Annotated in this window: 23 protein-coding genes; 12 read left to right on the top strand and 11 right to left on the bottom strand. The window is 65.8% G+C overall.

Annotated features, from left to right (window positions below):
* Positions 1-36 precede the first annotated feature (36 nt).
* Positions 37-414, top strand: a complete 378-nt coding sequence (locus C0R46_RS14945) for a nuclear transport factor 2 family protein (RefSeq protein ID WP_198598365.1) — start codon at positions 37-39, stop codon at positions 412-414.
* Between the two features lie 18 nt (positions 415-432).
* Entirely contained in the window at positions 433-1836 is a 1404-nt protein-coding gene (locus C0R46_RS14940) for an NAD(P)/FAD-dependent oxidoreductase (RefSeq protein ID WP_198598351.1), read from the top strand.
* 130 nt (positions 1837-1966) lie between these two features.
* Here C0R46_RS14940 and C0R46_RS14935 read toward each other — a convergent pair whose 3' ends face one another.
* Complete coding sequence (locus C0R46_RS14935; protein ID WP_102960462.1) at positions 1967-2710, bottom strand: SDR family NAD(P)-dependent oxidoreductase; 744 nt, start codon at positions 2708-2710, stop codon at positions 1967-1969.
* An 85-nt stretch (positions 2711-2795) separates the two neighbouring features.
* Between C0R46_RS14935 and C0R46_RS14930 the strand changes: the two genes are divergently transcribed.
* Positions 2796-3347, top strand: coding sequence for a TetR/AcrR family transcriptional regulator (locus C0R46_RS14930; RefSeq protein WP_102960461.1), 552 nt, complete (start codon positions 2796-2798; stop codon positions 3345-3347).
* 73 nt (positions 3348-3420) lie between these two features.
* Here the strand turns inward: C0R46_RS14930 and C0R46_RS14925 are convergent, their stop codons facing one another.
* The 7 genes from C0R46_RS14925 to C0R46_RS14895 all read right to left on the bottom strand — a co-directional run bounded on the left by C0R46_RS14925 (position 3421) and on the right by C0R46_RS14895 (position 9896).
* Positions 3421-4422, bottom strand: a complete 1002-nt coding sequence (locus tag C0R46_RS14925; RefSeq protein ID WP_102960460.1) for a transketolase family protein — start codon at positions 4420-4422, stop codon at positions 3421-3423.
* On the bottom strand, positions 4419-5285 hold the full coding sequence (locus C0R46_RS14920) for a transketolase (protein ID WP_157944654.1): 867 nt from the start codon (positions 5283-5285) through the stop codon (positions 4419-4421). Before C0R46_RS14920 ends, C0R46_RS14925 begins: the two co-directional genes overlap by 4 nt.
* A 48-nt stretch (positions 5286-5333) precedes the next feature.
* Positions 5334-6263 carry an NAD(P)-dependent oxidoreductase gene (locus C0R46_RS14915; protein ID WP_102960458.1) on the bottom strand — a complete coding sequence of 310 codons (930 nt, stop codon included), beginning with the start codon at positions 6261-6263 and terminating at the stop codon, positions 5334-5336.
* A 44-nt stretch (positions 6264-6307) separates the two neighbouring features.
* Positions 6308-7360 carry an ABC transporter substrate-binding protein gene (locus C0R46_RS14910; RefSeq protein ID WP_102960457.1) on the bottom strand — a complete coding sequence of 351 codons (1053 nt, stop codon included), beginning with the start codon at positions 7358-7360 and terminating at the stop codon, positions 6308-6310.
* Between the two features lie 75 nt (positions 7361-7435).
* The gene (locus C0R46_RS14905) at positions 7436-8257 is read right to left on the bottom strand and encodes an ABC transporter ATP-binding protein (protein ID WP_102960456.1); all 822 of its coding nucleotides are present in this window, start codon (positions 8255-8257) and stop codon (positions 7436-7438) included.
* Positions 8254-9090, bottom strand: a complete 837-nt coding sequence (locus C0R46_RS14900; protein WP_245413601.1) for an ABC transporter permease — start codon at positions 9088-9090, stop codon at positions 8254-8256. The genes C0R46_RS14905 and C0R46_RS14900 overlap by 4 nt, the downstream gene beginning before the upstream one ends.
* Complete coding sequence (locus C0R46_RS14895; protein ID WP_245413600.1) at positions 9087-9896, bottom strand: ABC transporter permease; 810 nt, start codon at positions 9894-9896, stop codon at positions 9087-9089. The genes C0R46_RS14900 and C0R46_RS14895 overlap by 4 nt, the downstream gene beginning before the upstream one ends.
* Positions 9897-10158: 262 nt before the next feature.
* Between C0R46_RS14895 and C0R46_RS14890 the strand changes: the two genes are divergently transcribed.
* A complete protein-coding gene (locus tag C0R46_RS14890; protein ID WP_198598349.1) occupies positions 10159-11142 on the top strand; it encodes a LacI family DNA-binding transcriptional regulator in 984 nt (327 codons plus the stop codon).
* Between the two features lie 111 nt (positions 11143-11253).
* Here C0R46_RS14890 and C0R46_RS14885 read toward each other — a convergent pair whose 3' ends face one another.
* Together C0R46_RS14885 and C0R46_RS14880 are read right to left on the bottom strand one after the other, a co-directional pair.
* Entirely contained in the window at positions 11254-13131 is a 1878-nt protein-coding gene (locus C0R46_RS14885; protein WP_102960453.1) for a putative bifunctional diguanylate cyclase/phosphodiesterase, read from the bottom strand.
* Positions 13128-14957: a sensor histidine kinase gene (locus C0R46_RS14880; protein WP_102960452.1), complete on the bottom strand. Its 1830-nt coding sequence runs from the start codon at positions 14955-14957 to the stop codon at positions 13128-13130. Before C0R46_RS14880 ends, C0R46_RS14885 begins: the two co-directional genes overlap by 4 nt.
* Before the next feature lie 423 nt (positions 14958-15380).
* Here C0R46_RS14880 and C0R46_RS14875 point away from each other — a divergent pair, with 423 nt between their 5' ends.
* From C0R46_RS14875 to C0R46_RS14845, 7 genes are all read left to right on the top strand, one after another.
* Entirely contained in the window at positions 15381-15995 is a 615-nt protein-coding gene (locus C0R46_RS14875) for a helix-turn-helix domain-containing protein (protein WP_102960451.1), read from the top strand.
* A gap of 25 nt (positions 15996-16020) precedes the next feature.
* Complete coding sequence (locus C0R46_RS14870; RefSeq protein WP_102960450.1) at positions 16021-16794, top strand: ABC transporter ATP-binding protein; 774 nt, start codon at positions 16021-16023, stop codon at positions 16792-16794.
* A gap of 118 nt (positions 16795-16912) precedes the next feature.
* Positions 16913-17677 (top strand): transporter substrate-binding domain-containing protein, encoded by a 765-nt coding sequence (locus C0R46_RS14865; protein WP_102960449.1) that lies wholly within the window; start codon positions 16913-16915, stop codon positions 17675-17677.
* A 3-nt stretch (positions 17678-17680) separates the two neighbouring features.
* A complete protein-coding gene (locus tag C0R46_RS14860) occupies positions 17681-18370 on the top strand; it encodes an ABC transporter permease (protein ID WP_102960448.1) in 690 nt (229 codons plus the stop codon).
* On the top strand, positions 18367-19059 hold the full coding sequence (locus C0R46_RS14855) for an ABC transporter permease (RefSeq protein ID WP_102960447.1): 693 nt from the start codon (positions 18367-18369) through the stop codon (positions 19057-19059). Before C0R46_RS14860 ends, C0R46_RS14855 begins: the two co-directional genes overlap by 4 nt.
* A 50-nt stretch (positions 19060-19109) precedes the next feature.
* Positions 19110-20171, top strand: coding sequence for an Ldh family oxidoreductase (locus tag C0R46_RS14850; RefSeq protein ID WP_102960446.1), 1062 nt, complete (start codon positions 19110-19112; stop codon positions 20169-20171).
* Between the two features lie 72 nt (positions 20172-20243).
* Positions 20244-21212: an arginase family protein gene (locus tag C0R46_RS14845; RefSeq protein ID WP_102960445.1), complete on the top strand. Its 969-nt coding sequence runs from the start codon at positions 20244-20246 to the stop codon at positions 21210-21212.
* Positions 21213-21278: 66 nt separating this feature from the next.
* On the opposite strand, the gene C0R46_RS14840 is transcribed toward C0R46_RS14845, so the two are convergent.
* Positions 21279-21704 carry an Lrp/AsnC family transcriptional regulator gene (locus C0R46_RS14840; RefSeq protein WP_102960444.1) on the bottom strand — a complete coding sequence of 142 codons (426 nt, stop codon included), beginning with the start codon at positions 21702-21704 and terminating at the stop codon, positions 21279-21281.
* 129 nt (positions 21705-21833) lie between these two features.
* Here C0R46_RS14840 and ctlX point away from each other — a divergent pair, with 129 nt between their 5' ends.
* Positions 21834-22787, top strand: coding sequence for a citrulline utilization hydrolase CtlX (gene ctlX, locus C0R46_RS14835; protein WP_102960443.1), 954 nt, complete (start codon positions 21834-21836; stop codon positions 22785-22787).
* Positions 22788-22886: the final 99 nt, after the last annotated feature.

Below are 22886 nucleotides of genomic sequence, written 5' to 3'. Positions count from 1 at the left end.
CACGGACACCCGACAGGAGACAGCATGTCAGCCACCATTACCGCAGCCGATCTCGCCGACCTCTTCGCAGCATTCAACCGCCACGACATCGACGGCATCATGAAGCACATCGCCGCCGATTGCGTGTTCTACACCGTCGCCGGCCCGGAGGTTCACGGCACCCGCATCGAGGGCGCCGACGCTATCGCAGCCGCATTTTCGGGAGTCTGGGCTGCGATGCCCGACGCGGAATGGGCCGACAGCTCCCACTTCGTCGCCGGCGATCGCGGCGTGTCCGAATGGACCTTCCGCGGCACCGATGCGGAGGGACGCCGCATCGAGGCGCAGGGCGCCGACATCTTCACGTTTCGCGGCTCGCAGATCGTCGTCAAGCAGGCCCTGCGCAAGCAGCGGCCGGTGCTGAACGCCAAGTGAGCACCGCCGGGAAAGGCCATGAACATGTCAGCTGCAACAGCAGGCCGCTCCCGGACGGCCTATGACCCTCACTACGATCCGGTGACGGCACGCTCGCCCGGCCGGGGGAGCGACTACGCGCCGACCTACTGGATCGGCACGGCCGGAGCGCCGCCAGCGGACGATGGCCCGGTAACCGGCGATATCGACGTCGACGTCGCCGTGATCGGCTCGGGTTATACGGGCCTGTCCTGCGCGCTGCACCTTGCCCGCGACTTCGGCATCAAGGCGCATGTTCTCGAGGCGAATGGCGTTGCCTATGGCTGCTCGACCCGCAATGGCGGCCAGGCGCAGATTTCGGCCGGACGGCTGAAGCGCTCGCAATGGATCGCGCGGTGGGATCTCGCGACGGCGAAGGGTCTGCACGCGGAGATGGTCGACGCCTTCGACCATTTCCGGACCCTGATCCAGGACTACGCGATCGATTGCGAGCCACAGGACGGCGGCCACTACTATGTCGCCCATAAGGCTTCGGCGATGCCGGCGCTGCAGAAGGAGGCGGAGCTGCTCCGCCAGACCTTCGGCTACGGCGCACGCATGCTGTCGCGGTCCGAGCTGCACGAAGGCGCAGTACGGGATGAGGAGGCGCATGGCGCGATGTGGGAGCCGGACGGCACCTCCATCCACGCGGCAAAGCTTGCCTTCGGCTACCTGCGCGCGGCCCGCCAGCTCGGCGCCAAGGTGCACCCGGCCAGCCCGGTCGAGGGATGGACCACCCGCAACGGCGTCCATCACCTGCGCACACCCGGCGGGACGGTACGAGCGCGGGCCGTCGCCGTGGCGACGGCGGGCTACGGGCAGCGCAGCCTGCACGGGCGCCTTCGCGACCGGCTGCTGCCGATCCTCTCCAACAGCATCGTCACGCGTCCACTCACAGAGTCCGAACTGGCCGCCTGCGGCTTCAAGACCCAATCGCCGCTGACCGACACCCGCACGCTGCGGCACTACTATCGGCTGCTGCCGGACAACCGGGTGCAGATCGGCTCGCGGGCGGCGATCACCGGTCGCGACGCTGCCAACCCACGCCATCTCGCGGCGCTCCGCGAGGGCCTGGCCCGCAAATTCCCTGTGCTGCGGAACGTTCCACTCGATTATTCCTGGTGGGGTTGGGTCGATGTCAGCCATGACATGATGCCGCGCATCGTGCCGGTTCCGGACGTGGCCAACGCCTTCTACGCGCTCGGCTATGGCGGCAACGGCGTCATGTACTCCGCCCAGGCGGGCCGCCGCCTGGCGCAGCTGGTGGCCGGCCGCGCCGGGGATGTTCCCGATCTTCCGATCTTCCGCGGCGAGCTGCCCCACAAAGGCCTGCTGACGCCGTTCCGGCGGCTCGGCCAGTGGAGCCTCTACCACCTCTATCATTTCCAGGACGAGCGCGGCTGACAGCAGGGGATCGCGCAGAGGCGCCGTCTATGGGAGGGCGGCGCCTCTGCACAGCCTCTGCGCGCGATCCGGCGATGCGCGGCTTCAGTCATCCACTGCGCCCACCGCGTCGACCATTGCTGCTCAGGGATCAGACCGCAGCGACCCCGCCATCCACGAAGAGCTCATGGCCCGCGACGAAGCTGCTTTCGTCCGAGGCCAGGAAAAGCACGGCACGCGCGACATCTTCGAGGCGCCCCAGGCGCCCGAGCGGTACCCCCTTGATGACTTCGTCTTCGGCTCCCGGGTTGGCGTCGAAGAAGCTCCGGATCAGTCGTGTTTCTGTGCCACCTGGCGAGACAACGTTCACGCGGATGCCCCGCTCTTTCAGATCGTTGGTCCAGCTCCGTGCGAAGGAGCGAACCGCGGCCTTGCTGGCATTGTAGAGCGACTGGCCGGGATACGCCTTGGACCCGGCAATCGAGCCATTGAGGACGATCACGCCCCCCTGCGTCATCAGCGGCAGTGCCTTCTGCACGGTGAAAAGCAGACCTTTCACGTTGAGGCCGAACATCGCATCGAAGTGGGTTTCATCGATGGCTTCGAGCGGGACGGCCTCGTGCATGCCGGCATTGGCGAACACGACATCGACCCTGCCGTGGTCACGCTCGATGCGCTCGAAGAGCCTCGTGAGGTCGGCGAGATTCGTGACATCGCCTTGTACGCCGACCGCGCCGTGACCGATTTCAGCGACAGCCTGATCGAGCAAGGCCTGGCGTCGCGCGGTGATGTACACGCGGGCGCCCTCTTCCGCGAAGAGCTGCGCTGACGCCAGCCCGATACCGTCGCTGCCGCCGGTAATCACCACAACCTTGTGTTCGAACCGCTTCGTCATCCCATCAGCCTTTCAAGCAAGTGGAGGATTGCTCCACTTACGATATGGAGGCATTCTCCACTTGGCAAGACGAGGACGGAAAAGCGTGGTTGAGGCTGGCCTACGTGCCGATGCGGAACGGAACCGCCAACGCATTCTGGTCGCGGCGGAGGAATTGTTCCTGGAGCGAGGGGCAGGCGTCTCGCTGGAGGAGGTGGCCAAGCGAGCGAAGGTTGGGATCGGTACACTCTATCGCCGCTTCCCGTCGCGGGAGGCGCTCTTGGCGGCCACGAGCAACGAGCGGTTCGTCTCGGTCGCTGAGACGAGCCGCGCGCGAGACGCGTATGCTGATCCCGCAGACGCGCTACGTGGGTTTCTGGAGGAGCTCGCGGTCAATACGAGCGTCTACCAGAGCCTTGCTGCCTCACTGGGGACGGTTATCCAACACGGAACGCCTGGATGTAACGCGATCACCGCGGAAGGGCAGCGACTGCTTCGGCTCTCTCAGGAGGCGGGTATCATCCGTCAGGACGCCAGCTTCGACGACATGATCTGTGTCGTGAGCGCGATCGCCATTGCGGTCGAAAAGGACAGCGCACCGGTGCCGCGGGTCGCTCATCTGGTGGACCTCCTCCTCAACGGCATGCGCGTGCGTTGAGACGGCCGATGAGGTCCATCGCCTGATCGTCCAAGCTGCGCATCTAGGCCGCACCTTTGAGCGTTTCTGACGCTTACGACGACCGCCCAGCCGCCGCCCGGAACTTTGCCGCGATATCGTCCGCCGTCATCCCGAACTTCTTCAGGAGATACGGCGTCGACCCGCCTTCCGCGAAGGTATCAGCCAGTCCGACGCGGGCAAAACCGACGGAAACGCCGGCTTCCAGCAGGGTTTCTGCGACTGCCGAGCCGAGCCCCCCGACGATCGAGTGGTTTTCCGCCGTCACGATGACCGGAGCCCGGCGGGCCATATGCAGGAGCGTGCCGCGATCGAGCGGCTTGATCGTCGCCATGTTGAGAACGCCGACGGAGGCGCCTTCGCGCTCGAGGATGGTGGCGGCTTCCAGCGCCGCTTCCACCATCAGACCGCAGGCGACGATGGTGCCGTCTGTTCCCTCGCGCAGAATCTCGGCCTGTCCCGGCAGCAACGGCGAGCCTTCGCCATCGTCATGGTAGCCGGCATCCGGCCGCTTCATCCTGAGATAGACCGGGCCATCCACCGCGAGAGCCGCCTCCACCGCAGCTCTCATCTGGCGCGGTCCCTCGGGCTCGATCACCGTCATATTCGGCAGCGCCCGCATCAGGGCGATGTCATCGATGGCCTGGTGCGAGACACCGAGCAGCGTCGTCAGGCCAGGCAGGAAGCCGACGATCTTCACCGGCAGCCGGGGATAAGCGACCTGCATCGCGATCTGGTCGTAGCAGCGGCGCGTGGCGAAGACGCTGAAGGAGTGGACGAACGGAACAAGGCCGCAGCGAGCCATGCCGCCGGCCATGCCGATCATGTTCGCCTCGGCGATGCCGGTATGGACGAAGCGGTCCGGCAGCGCATCGCGGAACGCGTCCGTTTCGGTCGCGCCCGCTAGGTCTGCACACAGGCACATGATGCGCTCGTCCGCCCGTGCGGCGACCACCAGTGCGTCGCCATAGAGGCGCGGCACAGGCCCAGCGGCACCACGGGTGATGAAGTCGTTGACCATCAGGTCGTCGGACATGACCGCAGTGGTCGAGCTCATGCGAATTCTCCCGCGTCGAGTTCCTGCAGGGCACGCTCGGCGGTCTCGCCAGGCAGCTTGATGTTGTGCCCGAAGATGCCTTCAAGGCTCGGAGCGCCCTTGCCCGGAACCGTCTTGGCGATGATGCAACTGGGACGGTCCACGGCCTCGCGGGAGCGCTTCAGCGCGGCGAAAATCTGATCGAAGTCGTGACCGTCGATAGTCTCGCAGCGGAAGCCGAAGCTTTCCCACTTCTCGGCGACCGGGTTCATCTTTAGGACCTGATCGATATGCCCCTCGACCTGCATCTCGTTGAAGTCGATGATCAGGCAGAGATTGCCGAGGCCGTAGCTGCCGGCCGCCATGGCGGCTTCCCAGACCTGGCCTTCCTGCATCTCACCATCGCCGAGGACGACATAGGAGCGGAAGTCGCGTCCGGTGCGCCGTGCCGCCAGGGCCATGCCGACGCCGACGGACAGCCCCTGCCCGAGCGAGCCGCAGGTCGCCTCGATCACCGGCCCCAGCCGCTCGGAGGCGTTGATTTCCAGCGGCGATCCGTCCTTGCAATAGGAGAAGAGCGTATCGGACGCGATGCAGCCGCGGGCGGCAAGCGTGGCATGGAAGATGGCGGTATTATGCGCCGTGGAGAGAAGGAAGCGGTCGCGGTCGGCCCAGGACGGGTCGCTCGGATCGAGCCGCATCTCCCCAAAGTAGAGCGCGGCAAACAGGTCGGCCGCACCAAGTCCCTGCTGGACATAACCTTGTCCGGTCGGACGGACCAGCCGGATCACCTGGCGCCGAAGCTCGCGGGCGACGGACCGCAGTTCGGCTGCGTCCGTGACGCGGGGTGCCGGCTGTCTGTGAGACGCATCCGAGTTCTGCATGGCAGCAATCATCCTAGTGGCGTGAGTGTCGCGGCGGTCGCGGGCCGTTCAGAGCGGCGCGGCTGCGGAGCCGGCTTGCGCCGGGACCCGGGCGAGATCTTCGATCAGGAGCAGCATCGCGGTGCAGTCCTCGCCGCCACGGCCCCAGGGCTCAGCAAGGGCGTAGAACTCCCGCGCCGCTCCCCCCAGCATCAGCGGCGTTCCGACCGCCGCACCGAGCTTCATCGCAAGCGACAGGTCCTTCAGACCCATCCGCAGAGGAAAGTCCGGGCTGACATCTCCGGACAGGACCTTGCGCGGGAAATTGGTGAGGAGCTGGCCCTTGCCGGCCGGCGTGCGGGAGAACAGGTCGAGCGCCGTTTCGCGCGCGATGCCGAGCTTGGCCGCAAAGGTCAGCCCCTCGGCGGCGAGCACCATGTGAACCATCGACAGGTAGTTGTTGACGAGCTTCAGCCGGATGGCAGAGCCCGCCGCTCCAGTGGCAATGACGTGCTCGCACATTGGCGCCAGGATCGCACGCGCCGCCTCCACATCCGCGGCGTCGCCGCCGACGAGGCCGAGAAGGCGCCCGGCCTCCGCTTCCGCCCGCCCCCGGCAGACCGGCGCATCCACGAAGCGCACGCCCTGCTGGCGCAAACGCCTGGCGACCTCGTCCTGTTCGTCCGGATCGCTGGTGCTCATGTCGATGACCAGCGATCCCGCGGGGAGACGCTCTACCGCTCCGTCGTCGAACAGCACCGACGCCACATGCCGCGACGTCGGAAGCATGGTGATCAGGACCTCAGCACTCTCCGCGGCATCGGCCGCGGAGTTGCCGACCCGGCAGCCATCCATCGTGCGGAACGGTTCCGTGAGAGCCTCCGCCTTATCATAGACGGCGAGCGGATAGCCCGCCCGATGCAGGTGACGGGCCATGGGCGCACCCATGGTGCCGAGGCCGATGAAGGCCAGCCGCGGCAGGTCGCATGTGGTTGTCATGATGGGAACGCCCGTTTTAAGCGGCGGGATCAGCGACGGCCGGCTTATTTCAGCTCGGCCCAGGCCTTCAGCTTGGGATCGGCGGCGATCTGCTTCAGCACATCGTCCGTCACGAAGCTGCCCGGATCGATCTTGCTCTGCAGCGTTCCCTTGGTGATCAGGTAGTCCTCGAACGTGTCGAAGGCCTGGTCGATCTCCGAAGGCTTGCCGTCACGCGCGAAGGTCTTCAGCTGCTCCTCCAGCGTGTACTGCTTGCGGTCGGTGGTCAGTTCCTGGCGCAGATAGGTCTCGTCCAGTTGCACGCCGTTGCGCTCGTAGAAGGCCTTGAGATAACCGACTGCCTCGTCCGGGTTCTGACGCTGCCAGGTCACGGCACGCAGATAGGTTGCCATGAACTTGGCGACCGCATCCTTGTGCTCCTCTATGTACTGCGGGCGCGCCACAATGGCGGAGACAAGCGTGAGACCGGCATCCTTGGCGCTGCAGAGCTTCACGGCGCCGGATTTGGCATTCAGCGTATAGGCGTAAGGCGTGAAGATGCCTGCCAGTCCGCCGGTACCGTTGGCGAAGGCCGCAACCAGCTGCGGCGGCGCCAAGTTCACCCACTGCACGTCGTCGATCGCCAGGCCATAGGTGCGCAGGCAGTTCCAGGCGGCGAATTCCGCGGTCGAGTTGGTCGGGATCAGGATCGACTGACCCTTGATGCTCTCGGGGCTGGCCTTCAGCTCGGCGACCTTGTCTTTAGGGGCGAGCAGAACGTTGGCTTCGCCCTCTTCCGTCGCGAGCCCGATCGTCTTCAGATCGATACGCGATGCGCCGAGAACGGCCGGCGGTGCGCCGAGCGTGCCGACGTCCCAGTCGCCCGCCGCAGCAGCGGCGATCTGCGGAGCACCGGACGGGAAGATGGTGAAGCTTGGCTCGAGACCGATCTCCTTCCACCAGCCCTTGTCGGTCGCGATCTCGATCGAGACGCCGTAGAGCGCCGGCTGATAGCTGATCTTGATGGGGACCGCCCCATCCTGAGCCATGGCCCAGGACGACGGTAGCGACATCATGGCCGCCATGGCGACAAGCGGCATTCTGGCGATGCTGTTCATGTCATTCTCCTCCCGTTTCTCGTTATGCGACACCACGCGGAGCCTCCCGCCCGCGCGCGGCGATGTCGTTGCCGCTCAGGCGGCGGTGCTCCGCTTGGTGTCCTTCAGAAGCTTCCAGACCCGCGTGCGCATGTGGGTGAAGGATTCGAGGTCCATCACCTCCTCGATCGGCAGCTCGTCCCAGCGTTCGGACAGCCGCAGGCTCTTCACGTCGATGATCTCGACGATGCGCCCGGGATTGCGCCCCATCACCACGATCCGGTCCGCCAGGAACACGGCCTCCTCGACGCTGTGCGTGATGAAGACGACCGTGCGCGGATTGACGCGGCTGAGCTGGACCAGCTCTTCCTGCATGACGAGGCGAGTCTGGGCATCGAGGGCACCGAACGGCTCGTCCATCAGAAGCACGTCCGGATCCACCGCATAGGAGCGGGCGATCGCAACGCGCTGCTGCATGCCGCCCGATAGCTGGTGAGGGAAGGCGCTCTCGTGCCCCTGCAGGCGCATCATCGTGATATAGCGATCCGTGACCTGCTTGATCTCGGACGGGGCGGCGCCCCGGCATTTCAGCCCGAAGCCGATATTGTCGCGCACCGTCTTCCACGGCATCAGCGCGAATTGCTGAAAGACCACCGCGCGATCAGGCCCCGGTCCCTCGACCTGCCGGTCGCGCACGAGAACGTCGCCGGAGGTCGGGAAATCGAGGCCGGCCGCCATGCGCATCAGCGTGGTCTTGCCGCAGCCCGACGGGCCGACGATCGCGACGAACTCGTGCCTGGAGACGGTGAGATCGACCTTGTCGAGCGCCACGAAACCGCCTTCGGCATTGCCGTAGACCTTAGACACCTTGCGAAAGGCGATGTCGGGCCCCGAAGTCGCTGTGGACGGCGAGATCATGCGAGTGCCCCTTTCTGGATTCGAGACTCGATGAGGCGCAGCAAGACATCGATGGCAAAGCCGGTGACGCCGATGGCCGCCATGCCGGCCATGACGACCGCGGTCGAGAGGTTGGTCTGGCCCTGCATCATGAGGTAGCCGACGCCGGACGAGACGACGATGAGCTCGGCCCCCACGAGCGACTGCCAGCCGATTCCCGCGGCGATGCGGACACCGGCAATGATCGAGGGCAGAGCGCCGGGCGCAAGGACATCCGTCAGCATCCGCAGCGAGCTCGCGCCGAGTGTGCGGGAGGCCTCCAGGATCGGCGTCGGGATCAGCTTGGCGCCGTAATAGGCGTTGATCACGCAGGGTGGAAAGGCGCCGGAGAAGATGATCAGGATGGGCCCGCCGATACCCGTCCCGAACCAGAGCGTGGCAAAGGGGAGCCAGGCGATCGGCGCAATAAAGCGAAGGGCTTCGAACACCGGGCTGATGGCCCGCTCCACGCGCCGCGACCAACCCATCAGGAGGCCGAGCGGCAGCCCGACGGCAACGGCCAGCGCCAGACCCATGAGGTAGCGGCCGATGCTGGAGAGAAGGTGCATCTGGAGGGTGCTGCCGGCGAAGGGTGTGCGCATCAGGTGCAGGATCTCCGCCAGCACCGCATCCGGTCCCGGCAGCACCTGCTCCGGCACCAGCCCTGATCGCGCCAGCAGCCACCAGCCGCCGAACAGGATGGCAAAGCCTGCCAGCGAGAGGACGAGGCTCTCGCCGATGCCGGGCAACCGGCGGCGCATGCGGCGTGCCGCCTTCGGGGCAGTCGCGTTCGCGGCATTCGACAGCGTCGTCATGCCTGCCTCCATGGCATAGCCCTGCGTTCGAGCGTCCCGAGGAGCCAGGTCGTTCCGGCGCCCAAGATGGCGACACAGACCATGGCGAAGAGGATCATCCCGGGATTGACGTCCTGCGACGCCGTCATCAGCACGCGCCCGATGCCAAAGAAGGCTCCCACCAGCTCGGCCGCCACCAATGTCGTCCAACAGGCCTGCAGCGACAGGCGCAGGCCCGTGAAGATCATCGGAAGGGCGGCAGGAATGACGACGTCCCGAACCAGCTGGCTGCGGGATGCGCCATGCACTTCCGCAGCCGACAGGATCGTGCGGTCGACTCCGCGCACGCCGGTCAGCGTGTTGATCACCGAGGGAACGAAGGCGGCATACCAGATGACGAAGATCTTGGCGGCATCGCCAAGCCCGAACCAGAGGATCGCCAGCGGAATCCAGGCGAGCGGCGGGATCGGACGCAGCAGAAGAAAGGTCGGGTTGATCAGCTTTTCGGCGCGGGGGCTGAGGCCCATCAGGAGCCCCAGCCCGACGCCCGTCGCAGAAGCAACCACGAAGCCGAACAGCACCAAACGCAGGCTATGCCAGACCTGCGTCAGCAGCGTTCCGCCGGCATAGCCGCGAGTGACGATCTGGACGCCAGACTGCCAGAAGTCGGCGGGGCTTGGAAAGCGTGCGGGGCCGACGAGGTCGAGCGGCCCCGTGGCGAGAGCCCACAGGCCGAGCACCACCAGAAACGACAGGAGACCGCCTCGCGAGACCACCTGCGGCATGCCGGCCCGGCCGCGCCTTCCGGCCCGTACAGCTTGCGCCATTGACTGATCCTCCCTTGGGCGAATGGAGTTTCTGCTCTCTTGACCGCCGTTGGTATCGATATCAGACGCGATATCGATACCATTGTAAAGCCTGTCGTGAGATGATTTCGCCAAGGGCTGTCGCAGGCGCCCTGCCGGCATACAATCAGCTCGTGTAGAAGCGCCGGTCATCGCGCGGATGGGGTACGACGGCTTGGAACGCGATCAACAGGAACAGCCGACACCGCCTGGCGCTGCGGCGCAGACCAGGACGCGGGCAACCATGGCCGACGTCGCCCGCGAGGCGGGTGTCGGCACCATGACCGTGTCCCGTGCCCTGCGAAGCCCCGAACAGGTGTCGGAGAAGATCCGTGCCCGGATCACCGATGCGGTGCGCAAGCTGAACTACATTCCCAACACCGCCGCAGGGACGCTGCGCTCGAATCGCTCGCACATGGTTGCGGCCATCGTGCCGACGATCTCCCACTCGATCTTCGCCGATACGATCGAGGCCATGTCCGAGGTGCTGCAGCGGGCCGGCTTTCACCTGGTGATCGGGCAGTCCAACTACGGTCTGGACCAGGAGGAGGCGCTGATCCGTACCTTCATCGCCCGCCAGCCCGAAGCCATCGTTGTGACGGGCTATACCCATACGCCGGCGGCTGCGGCCCTCCTGAAGTCGTCCGGCCTGCCAGTGGTGGAGATCTGGAACACGTGTTCCTCGCCCATCGATGCTTCCGTCGGCATCTCGAACTTCGACGCCTCGCACGCCATGACACGCTTCCTGCTGCAGCGAGGCTATCGCAGGATCGGCTATATCGGCGGTCTCAAGCGGGGCAATGACCGGACCGTCCAGCGCGAGGCAGGCTATCGCGCCGCCTTGAGCGAGGGCGGCATCCCTTATGAGCGCGAGCTCATCCAACGCGCGCCGTTCGACTACGATGCCGGTGCCAAGGCGCTGGTTCAGCTCCTCGCCCGGCGCCCCGACATCGACTGCATCTTCGCTGCCTCCGACATTCTGGCGATCGGCGTTCTCCTGGAGGCCAACCGGCAGGGCATCGCCGTCCCTGAGCGGCTTGCCGTCGCCGGCTTCGACGACGTTGGTCTTGCCGAGCGCATGTCGCCGCCCCTCACCACCATCCGCTTTCCCCGCAAGGCGATCGGTCAGATGGCGGCTGACCTCATCGTGGAACGCCTGCAGGGCCGCGCAAGAGAGCAGCGGGTGGTCGAGCTCGGCTTTGAGCTGGTGGAGCGGCAAAGCACCTGAGCGAGGCGTGCCGCGTGAACCGATGGCAAGTGGAGGGTCCGCTCCGGGGCGCGTGAAGCCGTCCGGAGCCCAGAGGCCCCGCCTTGTGCCGGTCCGCCGAGACGCAGCCTCTCAGGCGCTTGCCTTCATTGGCTGGCCGCAATGGCGTAGACGCACGAGATCATCGGCGAGCATGGGGCGGCCAAACAGGAAGCCCTGCATATGCGAGCACCCGGCCTGCTTCAGGAACAGGTGCTGTTCGGTGTCCTCGACGCCTTCCGCTGTGGTCGTCAGCCCGAGCGACTGCGCCAGGATGATGATCGAGCGGATGACGCCTTCCGCACCGGGCTTGGCGCGCAGGTTCTCCACGAAGGAGCGGTCGATCTTCAGCTTGTCGAAGGGGATCTGGCTGAGATAGCCGAGGCCGGCATAGCCGCTGCCGAAGTCGTCGAGCACGATGCGAAAGCCGGCCTCCTTCAGCTGCCGGAACTTTCGTGCGGCCTCGGCCATGTCGCCGATCAGCACCGTTTCGGTGACCTCCAGCTCGATCATGCGGGGATCCGCGCCGGTCTCCGCTGCAAGCGCAACCAGCCGAGCGACGAAATTCGGAGCTCCGAACTGGACCGGAGAGAGGTTTACGGCCGTGATCAGATCGGGCCAACGCCTTGAATCGGTGAAGGCGCGGCGCAGAACCCAGTCGCCCAGCCTGTGAATGAGGTCGCTCTTTTCGGCCACCTCGACGACCGTCATCGGCGGAATGACGCCGCGTCCCGGGACCGTCCAGCGAAGCAGGGCCTCCACGCCGCTGAGCGGTAGCCCCTCGGCACCCACAAGTGGCTGATAGTGCAGCGCCAGCGCATCCTCGGCGATGGCCTTAGCCAGATCATGCGCCATGCGCTGGGCACCGAGGAAATCCCGCTCCATGGACGGATCGAACTCGATCAGGACGCCGCGTCCGGCCGCCTTTCCCGCGTAGAGCGCGATGTCGGCACGCCGCATCGCCTCGACGAGATCAGGCCGGCCGGGATCGGAATAGGCGACCCCGATGGAAACCCCGGTCTGGATCGCGTGATCGCCGAGCCTGTAAGGCGCCGAGCAGGCCTCGAGAAGGCGGCGTCCAAGCTCGGCGGCCTCGCCTGGGCTGGTGGAGATGACGGCGAATTCGTCGCCGCCGAGCCGCGCGGCGTAACCCTGCGTGCCGGTGGCGGCGCGGATGCGGCGCGCGAACTCGCGGATCAACTCGTCGCCCATTTCGTGGCCGAGCGAATCGTTCACATCCTTGAAGCGGTCGAGATCGAGATAAAGGACGGCAAGCTGGCTGCCGCTCGAGGCGGCGCGCTCGGCTTCGGTCTTGAAGCGCAGGCTGAGACCGGTCCGGTTCGACAGACCCGTCAGCGCGTCCGTCTGCGCAGCCGCTTGTGCCTGCGCCTCGCTTGCCTTCAGCTTCGCGTTCATCGCCTCCAGTTCGGCGACACGGCTGGCGAGCTCCTCCGCGATCCCGATATCGGCCGTCCAGCGGCTGGCAAGCGCCGATGTCAGCTGCTGGAGCTCGCCGCCGTCGAAGGGCTTCAAGAGGTAGAAGAGCTTTTCGGCTCCCCCGACCGCCGCAGCGATTTCCGAAGGCTTGTGATCCGAATAGCCGGTCACGATGACGATGTTCACGTCCGCATCGATGGCGCGGATACGCCGTGCCGTTTCCAGCCCGTCCATGCCTGGCGGCATGCGCATGTCGAGAAACACGATGGCGAAGGGACGACCGCTCGTGCAGGCTTCGGCGACCGCGCGGACCGCCTGTTCGCCCTGCCGGCAATAGACGACGTCGCTGAGCAGCGCATCAGCCGCAACCGCGGTCGGCTCCTCTCCGAACAGCTCGGCTGACAACGCGTCCAGCTCGGTGGCCTCGCTGTCGCCAGATCCCGTCAATCCCTCGAGGACCCGCCGATATGCATCGAGCACCTGTGCTTCGTCATCGGCGACGAGAACCCGCCGTGCCTTGTCGGACGATGTCATGCCGCCTCCTTCAGGGCACTCGCGGCGGGCGCGGGCAGGACGAGATGCAGTGTCGCACCGCGGTCGGCACCTTCGCTTTCCGCATAGAGCCGACCCTTCATGGCGTTCACCGCATTCGCACACCAGTGCAGGCCAAGTCCGCTCGATCGCTCGCGGCGTGTCGAGAAGCCCTTCTCGAAGATCTGCCCCAGCCGCTCGGCCGGAATGCCGTCGCCGGTGTCGCGGACCTGAACATCGAGCGCGGGCCCGCCAGCGTGCTGCACCTGACGAATGCTGACCTTGATGCTGCCGTCTCCGCCCTTGGCGTCGATCGCTTCGGCGGCGTTCACGAGCAGATTGGCGAGCACCTGCTCCAGCGGGATCCTGTGGCCGGTGACACGCGCATCCTCCGGCAGGTCGGAAGCGAGTTCGACCCCGGTTCGTCCCCGGATCATGACAGCAGCCGTCGCGACGCAGGATCTCAGATCGATGGTCTCGAACATGCGCTCGCTTTGCGAGACCGCGTCATCGTCCTTCAGGATCCGGTCGACATGGCGGACCATCGCACCGAGATCCTCCAGTGCCGCCTTGCGCTGCGCCCCCTCCTCGACGAGCCGTGCCGCAGACAGGACGACGAACTGGTTCAACTTCTGTGCCCGCGCCGGTTCCAGGTCAGGGTCCGCCAGCTGCTCCATCGCCTTCGTCAGATTCTGCTTCCAGGCCGCGTCCTCGCTTTGCAGCAGGTCCCAGGCGATCGCACTGATCGGGCTGACTGCGTTGCGGATATTGTGGAGCGTACCGGCGGCGTGATCGGCGGCCCCGTGATTGTAGTCGCGCCGGCGCAATGTCTCGCGCAGCTCGGCGAGCTGCGCCGCCATCCGGTTGAACGTCTCGACGGTGTCGCTCAGCTCGTCGCCGTGACCATCGGCTGGAAGCGGGTCGAGACTGCCGGTATCCGCCACGGTCATCAGGTGCGAGCGCATGCGCTCCACGCGCGCAATGACGATGCGCCGCAGCAGCACCGCCAGCGTGACGATGAGGAGCGCGCCACCGACTGCGAGGAGCGACATCGCGACCCAGATCGCCTGGCGTCCGGCCAGCGAGATCAACCGGTCGGTCTTCGATACGACAACGGCAAGCGGCTTGCCGTCGATCCCATCGATCACTGTCCGTGTGCGGATCGCATCGCTCGTCTCGATCACGCCGTCCGCAGCCTTGGCACCGGCATCGATCGGGAGAAGCTCGAAATCGACCCGCGTGGATTGGCGGAGCGCCTCGACATCGAGGAGCTTGCCGAAGGCGAGAGTGCCCTTGACCGGCCCCTCCCGCTCCGTCGTCAGCACAGGCGCATAGCCGACGGCGATCAGGCCCAGCTCGGTGCGCACCAATCCGCTCTGGGAGTCCGGCACGGCGGGGATGCGACGAAGCGGATGATCGTCCCGCAGCTCCGCGCCCGGAAGCAGCTGGACGACCCTTGGTTCCTCGCCTGAATAATCGAAACCCTTGTCCAGCCTGATCGCGCCCGACGCATCGATCGCCAGAAAGAAGTTGACGTTGAGCGCCTTCAGGGACTCGGCGCTGACGTTCTTCTCCTCATAGTCGGGCAGCTGCCCTTGCATGAACAGGTAGCTGTCGTCCCAGAAGGCGTAGTCGCGCGCGGAGGCTGCCACCTGATCCTTCTGGACCTGGATGGCTTCGATCACCCGGCTCTGGTTGCGCTTGGCCGCCTGCGACTCGATGTCGAGGAAGCGCGGCATGATCGTGGTTTCGAGAACGCCGAAGTTCAACAGCGCCGCGACGGCGACGACGCCGGCAAGGGCGAGATTGGTCTTCGTGACGATGCGCATCGATACCTCCGCGCAGAGGCATAACGCACCCTCATTAAGGAAGCGTCGCTCGACCGCCCGGGATCGGTGCCGGCTACGCAATCCGCCGCCTGTGTTTCGATGGCAGCAGGCCTGCCGTGGCGGGCGACCATGACCCTCACTGCGTGTGACGTGCGGCCGGTCATCTCCGGCCGTTCCCGTCGAGCATGGCGATGAAGCCGCGGCTCGGCGTCACAGCCACCTGCGGTGCTTCGCATTGCCCGGCGCGGCGGTGCCAGTGCCCGGTGCCGCGGTGCCGCGGTGCCGCGGTGCCAGTGCCGAAAAAGCGGTCACCATGGTTGCATAATATGCAACATCCAGAAAGCCGGTGACACATGCAAATCCAAGCTTGCCAAGGCCAAACTTTACTGAGAGGTTGCCCTGTAGGAAACACTCAGAGGTCAGATGAAGCGGACGCCGGAACCACGCGAGCATGCGAATGCCTCCGCAGGCGACGAGGCGTCAGCGTCGCTGAACGGCTTCAATGTCGGAGCCCGGTTGCGCGCCCTTCGTATCCAGAAGAACATATCGATCGACGCGGCCGCCGCGAAAGCCGGCGTTAGTAAATCCTTCCTGAGCCGGTTCGAACGGGATCTCGTCCAAGCCTCGATCGCGTCGCTGCTGCGGATCTGCGACGCCATCGGCGTGAAGCCCGGATCGATCTTCGAGCCTCCGACGACGAACTTCGTCAAGGCAGGCGAAGGCGCCCCGATCAACCTCGGTGGCATCGGCATGCGCGAGCGCATCGTCAGCAGCGTCGGCAATGAGCACGTCATGGCACTGCATTCCGTGATCGCTCCCGGTGGTGGGTCCGGCCCCGAAGCCTACTCGCTCCGGGCCGATCTGGACGTCGTCCATATCATCAGCGGCGAACTCGATATGTCCGTCGGTGGCGAGGCCTATCACATGACGTCGGGCGATACGCTGAGCTTCGACCCGAAGACACCCCATACCTGGCGTAACCCATCCCAGAGCGAGCCCTGCGTGACGTTCTGGATGATCGTCCCTCCTCCTGCCTAATCCAGGCTCCCGCGATCGGTCCCCCATGCAGAAGTTGCGCGTCAGCGACATCCACAAGAGCTTCGGAAAAGCCAAGGTCCTGAATGGCATCGGACTGGAAGCCGCAGCAGGAGACGTCATCAGCATCATCGGCTCCAGCGGCTCGGGCAAGAGCACCTTCCTGCGCTGCATCAACATGCTGGAGCGCCCGAACGCGGGATCGATCATCGTCAATGGCGAGGCGCTGGAGCTGACGCCCGACGCCCGCGACGGGACGTTGAAGGCCAGGAGCCCGGCGCAGCTGCAGCGCATCCGCGCCAAGCTCGCGATGGTGTTCCAGAACTTCTGCCTGTGGTCGCATATGAGCGTCCTCGACAATGTCGTGGAGGCGCCTGTCAGCGTCCTGAAGGTCTCGCGCAAGGAGGCGCTGGATCGAGCCAAGACCTATCTGGAGAAGGTCGGACTGAAGCCCGAAACCTTCACGCGCTATCCCTCGCAGCTCTCCGGCGGGCAGCAGCAGCGGGTGGCGATCGCCCGTGCGCTGGCGATGGACCCGGACGTGATGCTGTTCGACGAGCCGACCTCGGCGCTCGACCCGGAGCTCGTCGGCGAGGTGCTGCGCGTCATGCAGGCGCTCGCCGAAGAGGGCCGTACCATGGTCGTGGTCACGCACGAGATGGGCTTTGCTCGCCACCTGTCCTCCAAGGTGATGTTTCTGCATGGCGGCCGCGTCGAGGAGGAAGGCGCGCCCGACGACATCTTCGGCAAGCCGGAAAGCGAACGCCTGCGCCAGTTCCTGGCCGGACGGCTGCAGGTCTGACGCACTCTCGCGCAGCCGTTCGGCCGCCGCACCACCACCACCACCCGAATTTCGGCGTCAGGGCCCGGCGCCGGATGGACTGCCTTCAACCCTCATCTCAAACTCCGAGAGATCTTCGATGACGATAGTGCGTGCCCTCATCCTCGGCGGCCTCCTCGCCGTCTCGCCGCTCGCTCCGGCCTTTGCCGAGCAGGTGACGATCGCGACCGATGCGACCTTCCCGCCCTTCGAATCCGTCGATGCCAACGGCAAACTCGTCGGCTACGACATCGAGCTGATGGAAGCGATCTGCAAGGCAGCCGAGCTCGACTGCAACATCATCGCCGCCGCCTGGGATGGCATGATCCCGGGCCTGACCGCGGGCAAGTACGATGCCCTGATCTCGCAGCTGACCGTCACCGAAGCACGCCGCAAGGTCATGGCCTTCAGCGACATCTACTCCCATCCGACCTTCCGCTTCGTGGGCAAGAAGGGCGCCAATCTCGACATCAAGCCGGGCGGACTCGCCGGCAAGGTCATCGCCGTCCAGACCGGCACGCCGATGGACGCCTTCGTCACCAAGACCTTCCCCGAGGCGACGATCAAGCGCTACGATGGCGGCAGCGCACCCTATCTGGAGCTGACCGCTGGCCGTGCCGACCTGCATATGAGCTACGAGGCACAGATCACCCACAGCTTCTTGAAGGGCGACGGCGCCAAGGATTTCGAGCTGGTCGGCCCGCAATATACCGGCAAGGACGCGCCTGAATTCGGCGAGGGCGTCGCCATCGCGCTGAACCGGCGCAGCGCCGAACTGCTCGAGAAGATCAATGACGGCCTCGCCAAGATCCGCGACAACGGCGAGCTGGCGGCGATCGACGCCAAGTATTTCGGCAAGAACTGATCGATGCTGGGCGGCTACGTCGCTTCGATCCTGGCGGCAGGGTGGATCACCCTGTCGCTGGCGCTCGTCTCGCTTCTCCTGGCCGTCCTGATCGGCATTGCGGCGGCGCTTGCCAAGCTGTCGCACAGCCGGACGCTGCGCATCATCGCGGGAACATACACCTCGCTGGTACGGGGCATCCCTGATCTCGTGATGATGCTGCTCGTCTTCTACTCGCTGCCGGCGATCCTGAACCAGAAGGCACAGGATCTCGGCTGGAACGTCTATATCGAGTTCAGCCCCTTCGTCGCCGGAGCGGCGACACTCGGCCTGATCTTTGGCGCCTACATGACGGAAACCTTCCGCGGCGCGCTGATGAACATCCCGAAGGGCCAGCTCGAGGCGGCCCAGGCATACGGGCTCACCCGCTTTCGCATCTTCTGGCGCATCCTCCTGCCGCAGATGGCGCGTCTGGCGCTGCCCGGCTTCACCAACAACTGGCTCGTCCTGGCCAAGGCGACCGCGCTCGTCTCGCTGCTGGGCCTGCCGGACGTGATGTTCCGGGCCAAGGGTGCGGCGGAGGCGACGGCACAGCCCTTCACCTTCTATCTCCTGGCCGGCGGCTTCTATCTCGCGATCACCGCGATCTCCCTCTTCGCGCTCTCGCTTGTCGCCCGGCGCTACGAGGTCGGGGTGAAGGAGCTCGCACGATGAGCTGGGACGTCATCGCCGACAATCTCGGTCTTTATGCCGAAGGGGCCAAGCTCACCCTCTTCCTGACGGTCGCGTCGCTCGCCATCGCGTTCCTGCTGTCGATGCCGCTGGCGCTCGGACGCAACTCGCACAATGCCGTCCTGCGCCATGCGATCGGTGCCTATACGGTGGTCTTTCGCGGCACCCCGCTGCTCGTGCAGCTGTTCCTGATCTATTACGGCCTAGCGCAGTTCAGCGCGATCCGCGAGAGCATCCTCTGGCCCTGCCTGTCGAGCCCGCTTGTCTGCGTGATCGCGACCTTCGTCCTGAACACCACGGCCTACACGACCGAGATCTTCGCCGGCGCGCTCCGGCACCTGCCGCCCGGCGAGGTCGAGGCGGCGCGTGCCTATGGCATGTCGCCCTTCACGCGGGCCCGGCGAATCCTGATGCCGGCCATGCTCACCCGCTCGCTGGCCCTCTACGGCAACGAGACGGTGATGATGCTGCATGCGACCTCGCTCGCCAGCACCGTGACGCTGCTGGAAGTCACCGGCGTCGCCCGCAACATCACGCTCAACTACTACATCATGTTCGAGCCCTACGTGACCGCAGCGGCGATCTATCTGGTCATGACCCTGACGCTGGTCCTGCTCTTCCAGCTCGCACAGGCACGCTGGGCCGGATACCTGCAGGCGCGGCTCGGGTAGCGCTCCATCCACCTGACTCTCTCCAAGCAAACCGACCCGATGAGCTGCCGATGCGCGTTCCTGTCGCCGATCTCCGTGCCGCCTATGAGGCGCTTGCCCGCTCTCGCGGCGCCGATGCCGAGGAAACCGAACTCTACGCCCATGGCTTGCTGCGGGCCGATCTGCGGGGGCATCACACCCAGGGCATCGGCCTTGCCCCCTATCTCGACGAGTTGTTCGAAGCCGGCGTGATGCACTTCGGACGGACGATCGAGACGGTGCGGAACTCGGCCGCCACTGCCTTGCTCGACGGTCACTCCGAAGCCGGCCATGTTGTCGCGGCACGTGCCATGGACATGGCCATCGGCAAGGCGCGGGAGACCGGCATCGGCCTCGTCACGGCCAAGCGGTCGAGCGATTGCGGCATGGTGGCGAACTACGCGCTGCAGGCTCTCGATGCCGGGATGATCGGCATCGCCATGAGCACGGGGCCGATCCTCGTCGCGCCCTGGGGCGGGCGCCAGGCGCAGTTCTGCACCAACCCGCTCGCGCTCGCGGTGCCGGCCGGGGCGGAGGAGCCGATCGTCATCGACATGGCGACCAGTGCCAATTCGATGGGCGGCGTGGTCCTCGCCGCGCGCGACGGGCGCAAGCTCGACGGGATCCAGGTGGTCGACGCCGAAGGCCGCTACACCGACGAGCCGTTGCGCGTGATCCTCGACGCCATGGACCGGGAGTCGCGCATGGCCGGGGCACTTCTGCCGGCGGGACCGAAGGGCTTCGGTATGGTTCTCCTGGTCGAGCTCCTGTCGGCGCTTCTCAGTGGCGAGCGGGACTGGCAGTCGGAGGAAATCAGCGACAGCTCGCGCGATCGCGCCGCCTTCTACTCGCAGACCTGCATCGCGATCTCGGTCGAGCATTTTCAGGCGCCCGACGTCTTCGCCGCGGCGGCCGACCGGATGATCCGCACCCTGACGGCGTCGCCGGCAGCCGAGGGGTTCGAGCGCGTTCGGCTGCATGGCGGCGGCGCCGCGGCCCGGGAGCAGGACTACCGGGAAAACGGCGTGCTCGTCCGCGACGAGGAGTGGGCAATGCTGGAAACGCTCCTCGCTCGCCGCTCCGCTCAGGCCTGAGCGATCGACGCATATAACCCGCCTCGGCCGGCTCCGTTCGGTCGGGCGTATAGCAAGACGGAGAATGAAGACGTGTCGCAAAGCAACACGAAGGTCGACCTCGGTGCACTGTTCGGCGCAACCGATACGTCCACCTTCCTCGGCCTTGAATCCTGCAGCGATCTTGCCTCGATCGAGGCGCCCATCGCCATCATCGGCGCGCCATGTGCCACGCCCTATCGGTCCGTCGGGGCCTACTGCCGCAATGCGCCGGACGCCCTGCGACAGGCAACGGCACCGTTGACCGCCAATATCGAGCGGCATGATTTCGATAGCGGCGCTGCCGTCTTCCCGGATGCGAAGCTGCGCGCCGTCGACTGCGGCAACCTGCCTTTCGACGAGACCGACGGCGCGGGCAACCGCGAGATCATCCGGAACGCCATCAGGACCATCATCGGGCGTGGCGCCGTTCCCGTGGTGCTCGGCGGCGACGATTCCATTCCCATCCCGATGATCCAGGCGCTCGGCGATGCAACGCCCGGGGAAACCTTCACCATTCTCCAGATCGACGCTCATATCGACTGGCGCCAAACGCATATGGACGAGCCCATGGGGCTGTCCTCCACCATGCGCCGCGCCTCGGAGATGAACCATATCGAGCGGATCATCCAGGTCGGCGCCCGCGGCATCGGTTCGGCGGCGACCAGCGACTACGAGGATGCCAAGGCCTGGGGCGTCGATTTCGTTCCGGCCCGGGAGCTGCACCGCAGCGGCGTCGAAGCGGCGCTCGATCTGATCCCCGAGGGCAGCAACATCATCGTCTGCATCGATGCGGACGCGATCGATCCCGCCCTTGTGCCGGGCGTCATCGCCCGCTCGCCCGGCGGCCTTACCTATTGGCAGATGGTCGACCTCGTCCAGGGCGCCGCCAAGCGCGGCCGCATCGCGGCGATGGACTTCGTCGAGTTCATGCCGGAGCGCGATATCGATGGTGTCGGCGCCCTGACATTTGCGCGGATCATCACGACGGCCCTCGGCGTGCTCGCGCGTCAGAAAGCCTGACGTCCGCCAGCCCGCGCATCTTCAAGGCCTCCCGCGGCGTGCTCGCGAGAGGCCTTTTTCATGTCCTCAGACCGAACTGAGCAGGATGCTGGTCTCGCTGTTCAGGATGCCGTCGATCTGGCGCACTTCGCGGAGCACGCGGTCAAAATCGTGCAGCGATGACGCACGCAGCTCCGCGACGAGGTCCCATGCGCCGTTCGTCGTGTGCAGCGAGTGGAGCTCCGGCATACCCCGCAGCCGCTTGATGATCGCCGTCGTGGACTTGCCGGCGACCTCGATCATCATCACGGCGCGGATCGCATCCGCCTCGTGATCCTGCCGCACCCGCACGGTGAAGCCCAGGAGCGCCCCGCTCTCCAGAAGCCGGTCGAGGCGCGCCTGCACGGTGCCGCGGGTGATGCCGAGGATCTCCGCGAGCTTGGAAACGGGCGCCCGCCCGTCGCTCCTCAGGACCTCGATGATCCGACGGTCGAGCTCATCGAACTGGTGCATGCATTCTGCCTGAAACAATCGCTCATAGTGCAAGCTTCATCGCACATTTCCGCTCAGAAGCAGAATTTCGATCAACAGTCTGCACGCCTATCCTGACCTCTTCGAGTTTGAATCCACGAGTACGCATCCATGCGCGGCTTTGCAGTCCAGGCCCCCTCCAGTGTGGTGATGATCCGTCCTCATCATTTCACACCCAATCCCGAGACTGCCGCCGACAATGTCTTCCAGACGGCCGACGGCCTGCGCACCCGCGGGGAAATCGCCGAGGATGCCTTCGACGAGGTCACGCGGATGGCGGGGCGTCTGCGCGAGGCCGGAGTCACCGTGCATCTGTTCGAGGACGAGGGCAGCGCCACCCCCGATTCCGTCTTTCCCAACAACTGGTTCTCGACCCATGCCGGCGGGCACGTCGCGATCTACCCGATGTTCAATGTAAGTCGGCGCCGCGAGCGGCGGATCGATGTCATCGAGATGCTGAAGGCGCGCTATCGCGTTCAGGACGTCATCGATTATTCCGGCCTCGAGCGCGACAACGTCTTCCTCGAAGGCACGGGCGCGATGGTGCTCGACCATATCGGTCGCATCGCCTACGCCGCCCGATCGAACCGGACCAACGAAGTGGCGCTGGAGCGCTTCTGCACCCACTTCAACTTCGAGCCCATGCTCTTCGAAGCCGCAGATGCACAGGGGCGCGAGATCTACCACACCAACGTCATCATGTGCGTCGGCACCGACCTCGCACTGGTGGGTCTCGATACGATCGTCGATCCGCTGCGCCGGGCAGAGGTCCGCACGCGCCTGGAGGAGACCGGCCGCGTCGTCGTGCCGCTCAGCCACGCACAGATCGCCGAATTTGCCGGCAACGCTCTCGAGCTTCAGGGCCACGGCGGCCGGCTTCTTGCAATCTCGTCGCGCGCTTTGGCTTCGCTGACCGAAGAGCAGCGGCGGGTGATCGGCGCGATCACGCCGATCCTGCCCATTGCCATCCCGACGATCGAGCTCGCCGGCGGATCGGTGCGCTGCATGCTCGCCGGCATCCATCTCGCCGCCCGGGCGAGCCAGCCCGCAGCCTCGGCCGCCTGACCCATCAATGGAGACCCGACCCATGACCGAGCGCCTGAACATTGTTCCCTTTGTCAGTGTGGATCACATGATGAAGCTGGTTCTCTCCATCGGGGTGGA

The organism is Mangrovicella endophytica (assembly GCF_002893625.1).
Classification (GTDB): domain Bacteria; phylum Pseudomonadota; class Alphaproteobacteria; order Rhizobiales; family Rhizobiaceae; genus Mangrovicella; species Mangrovicella endophytica.
This window is presented reverse-complemented; position numbering and strand designations above follow the sequence as displayed.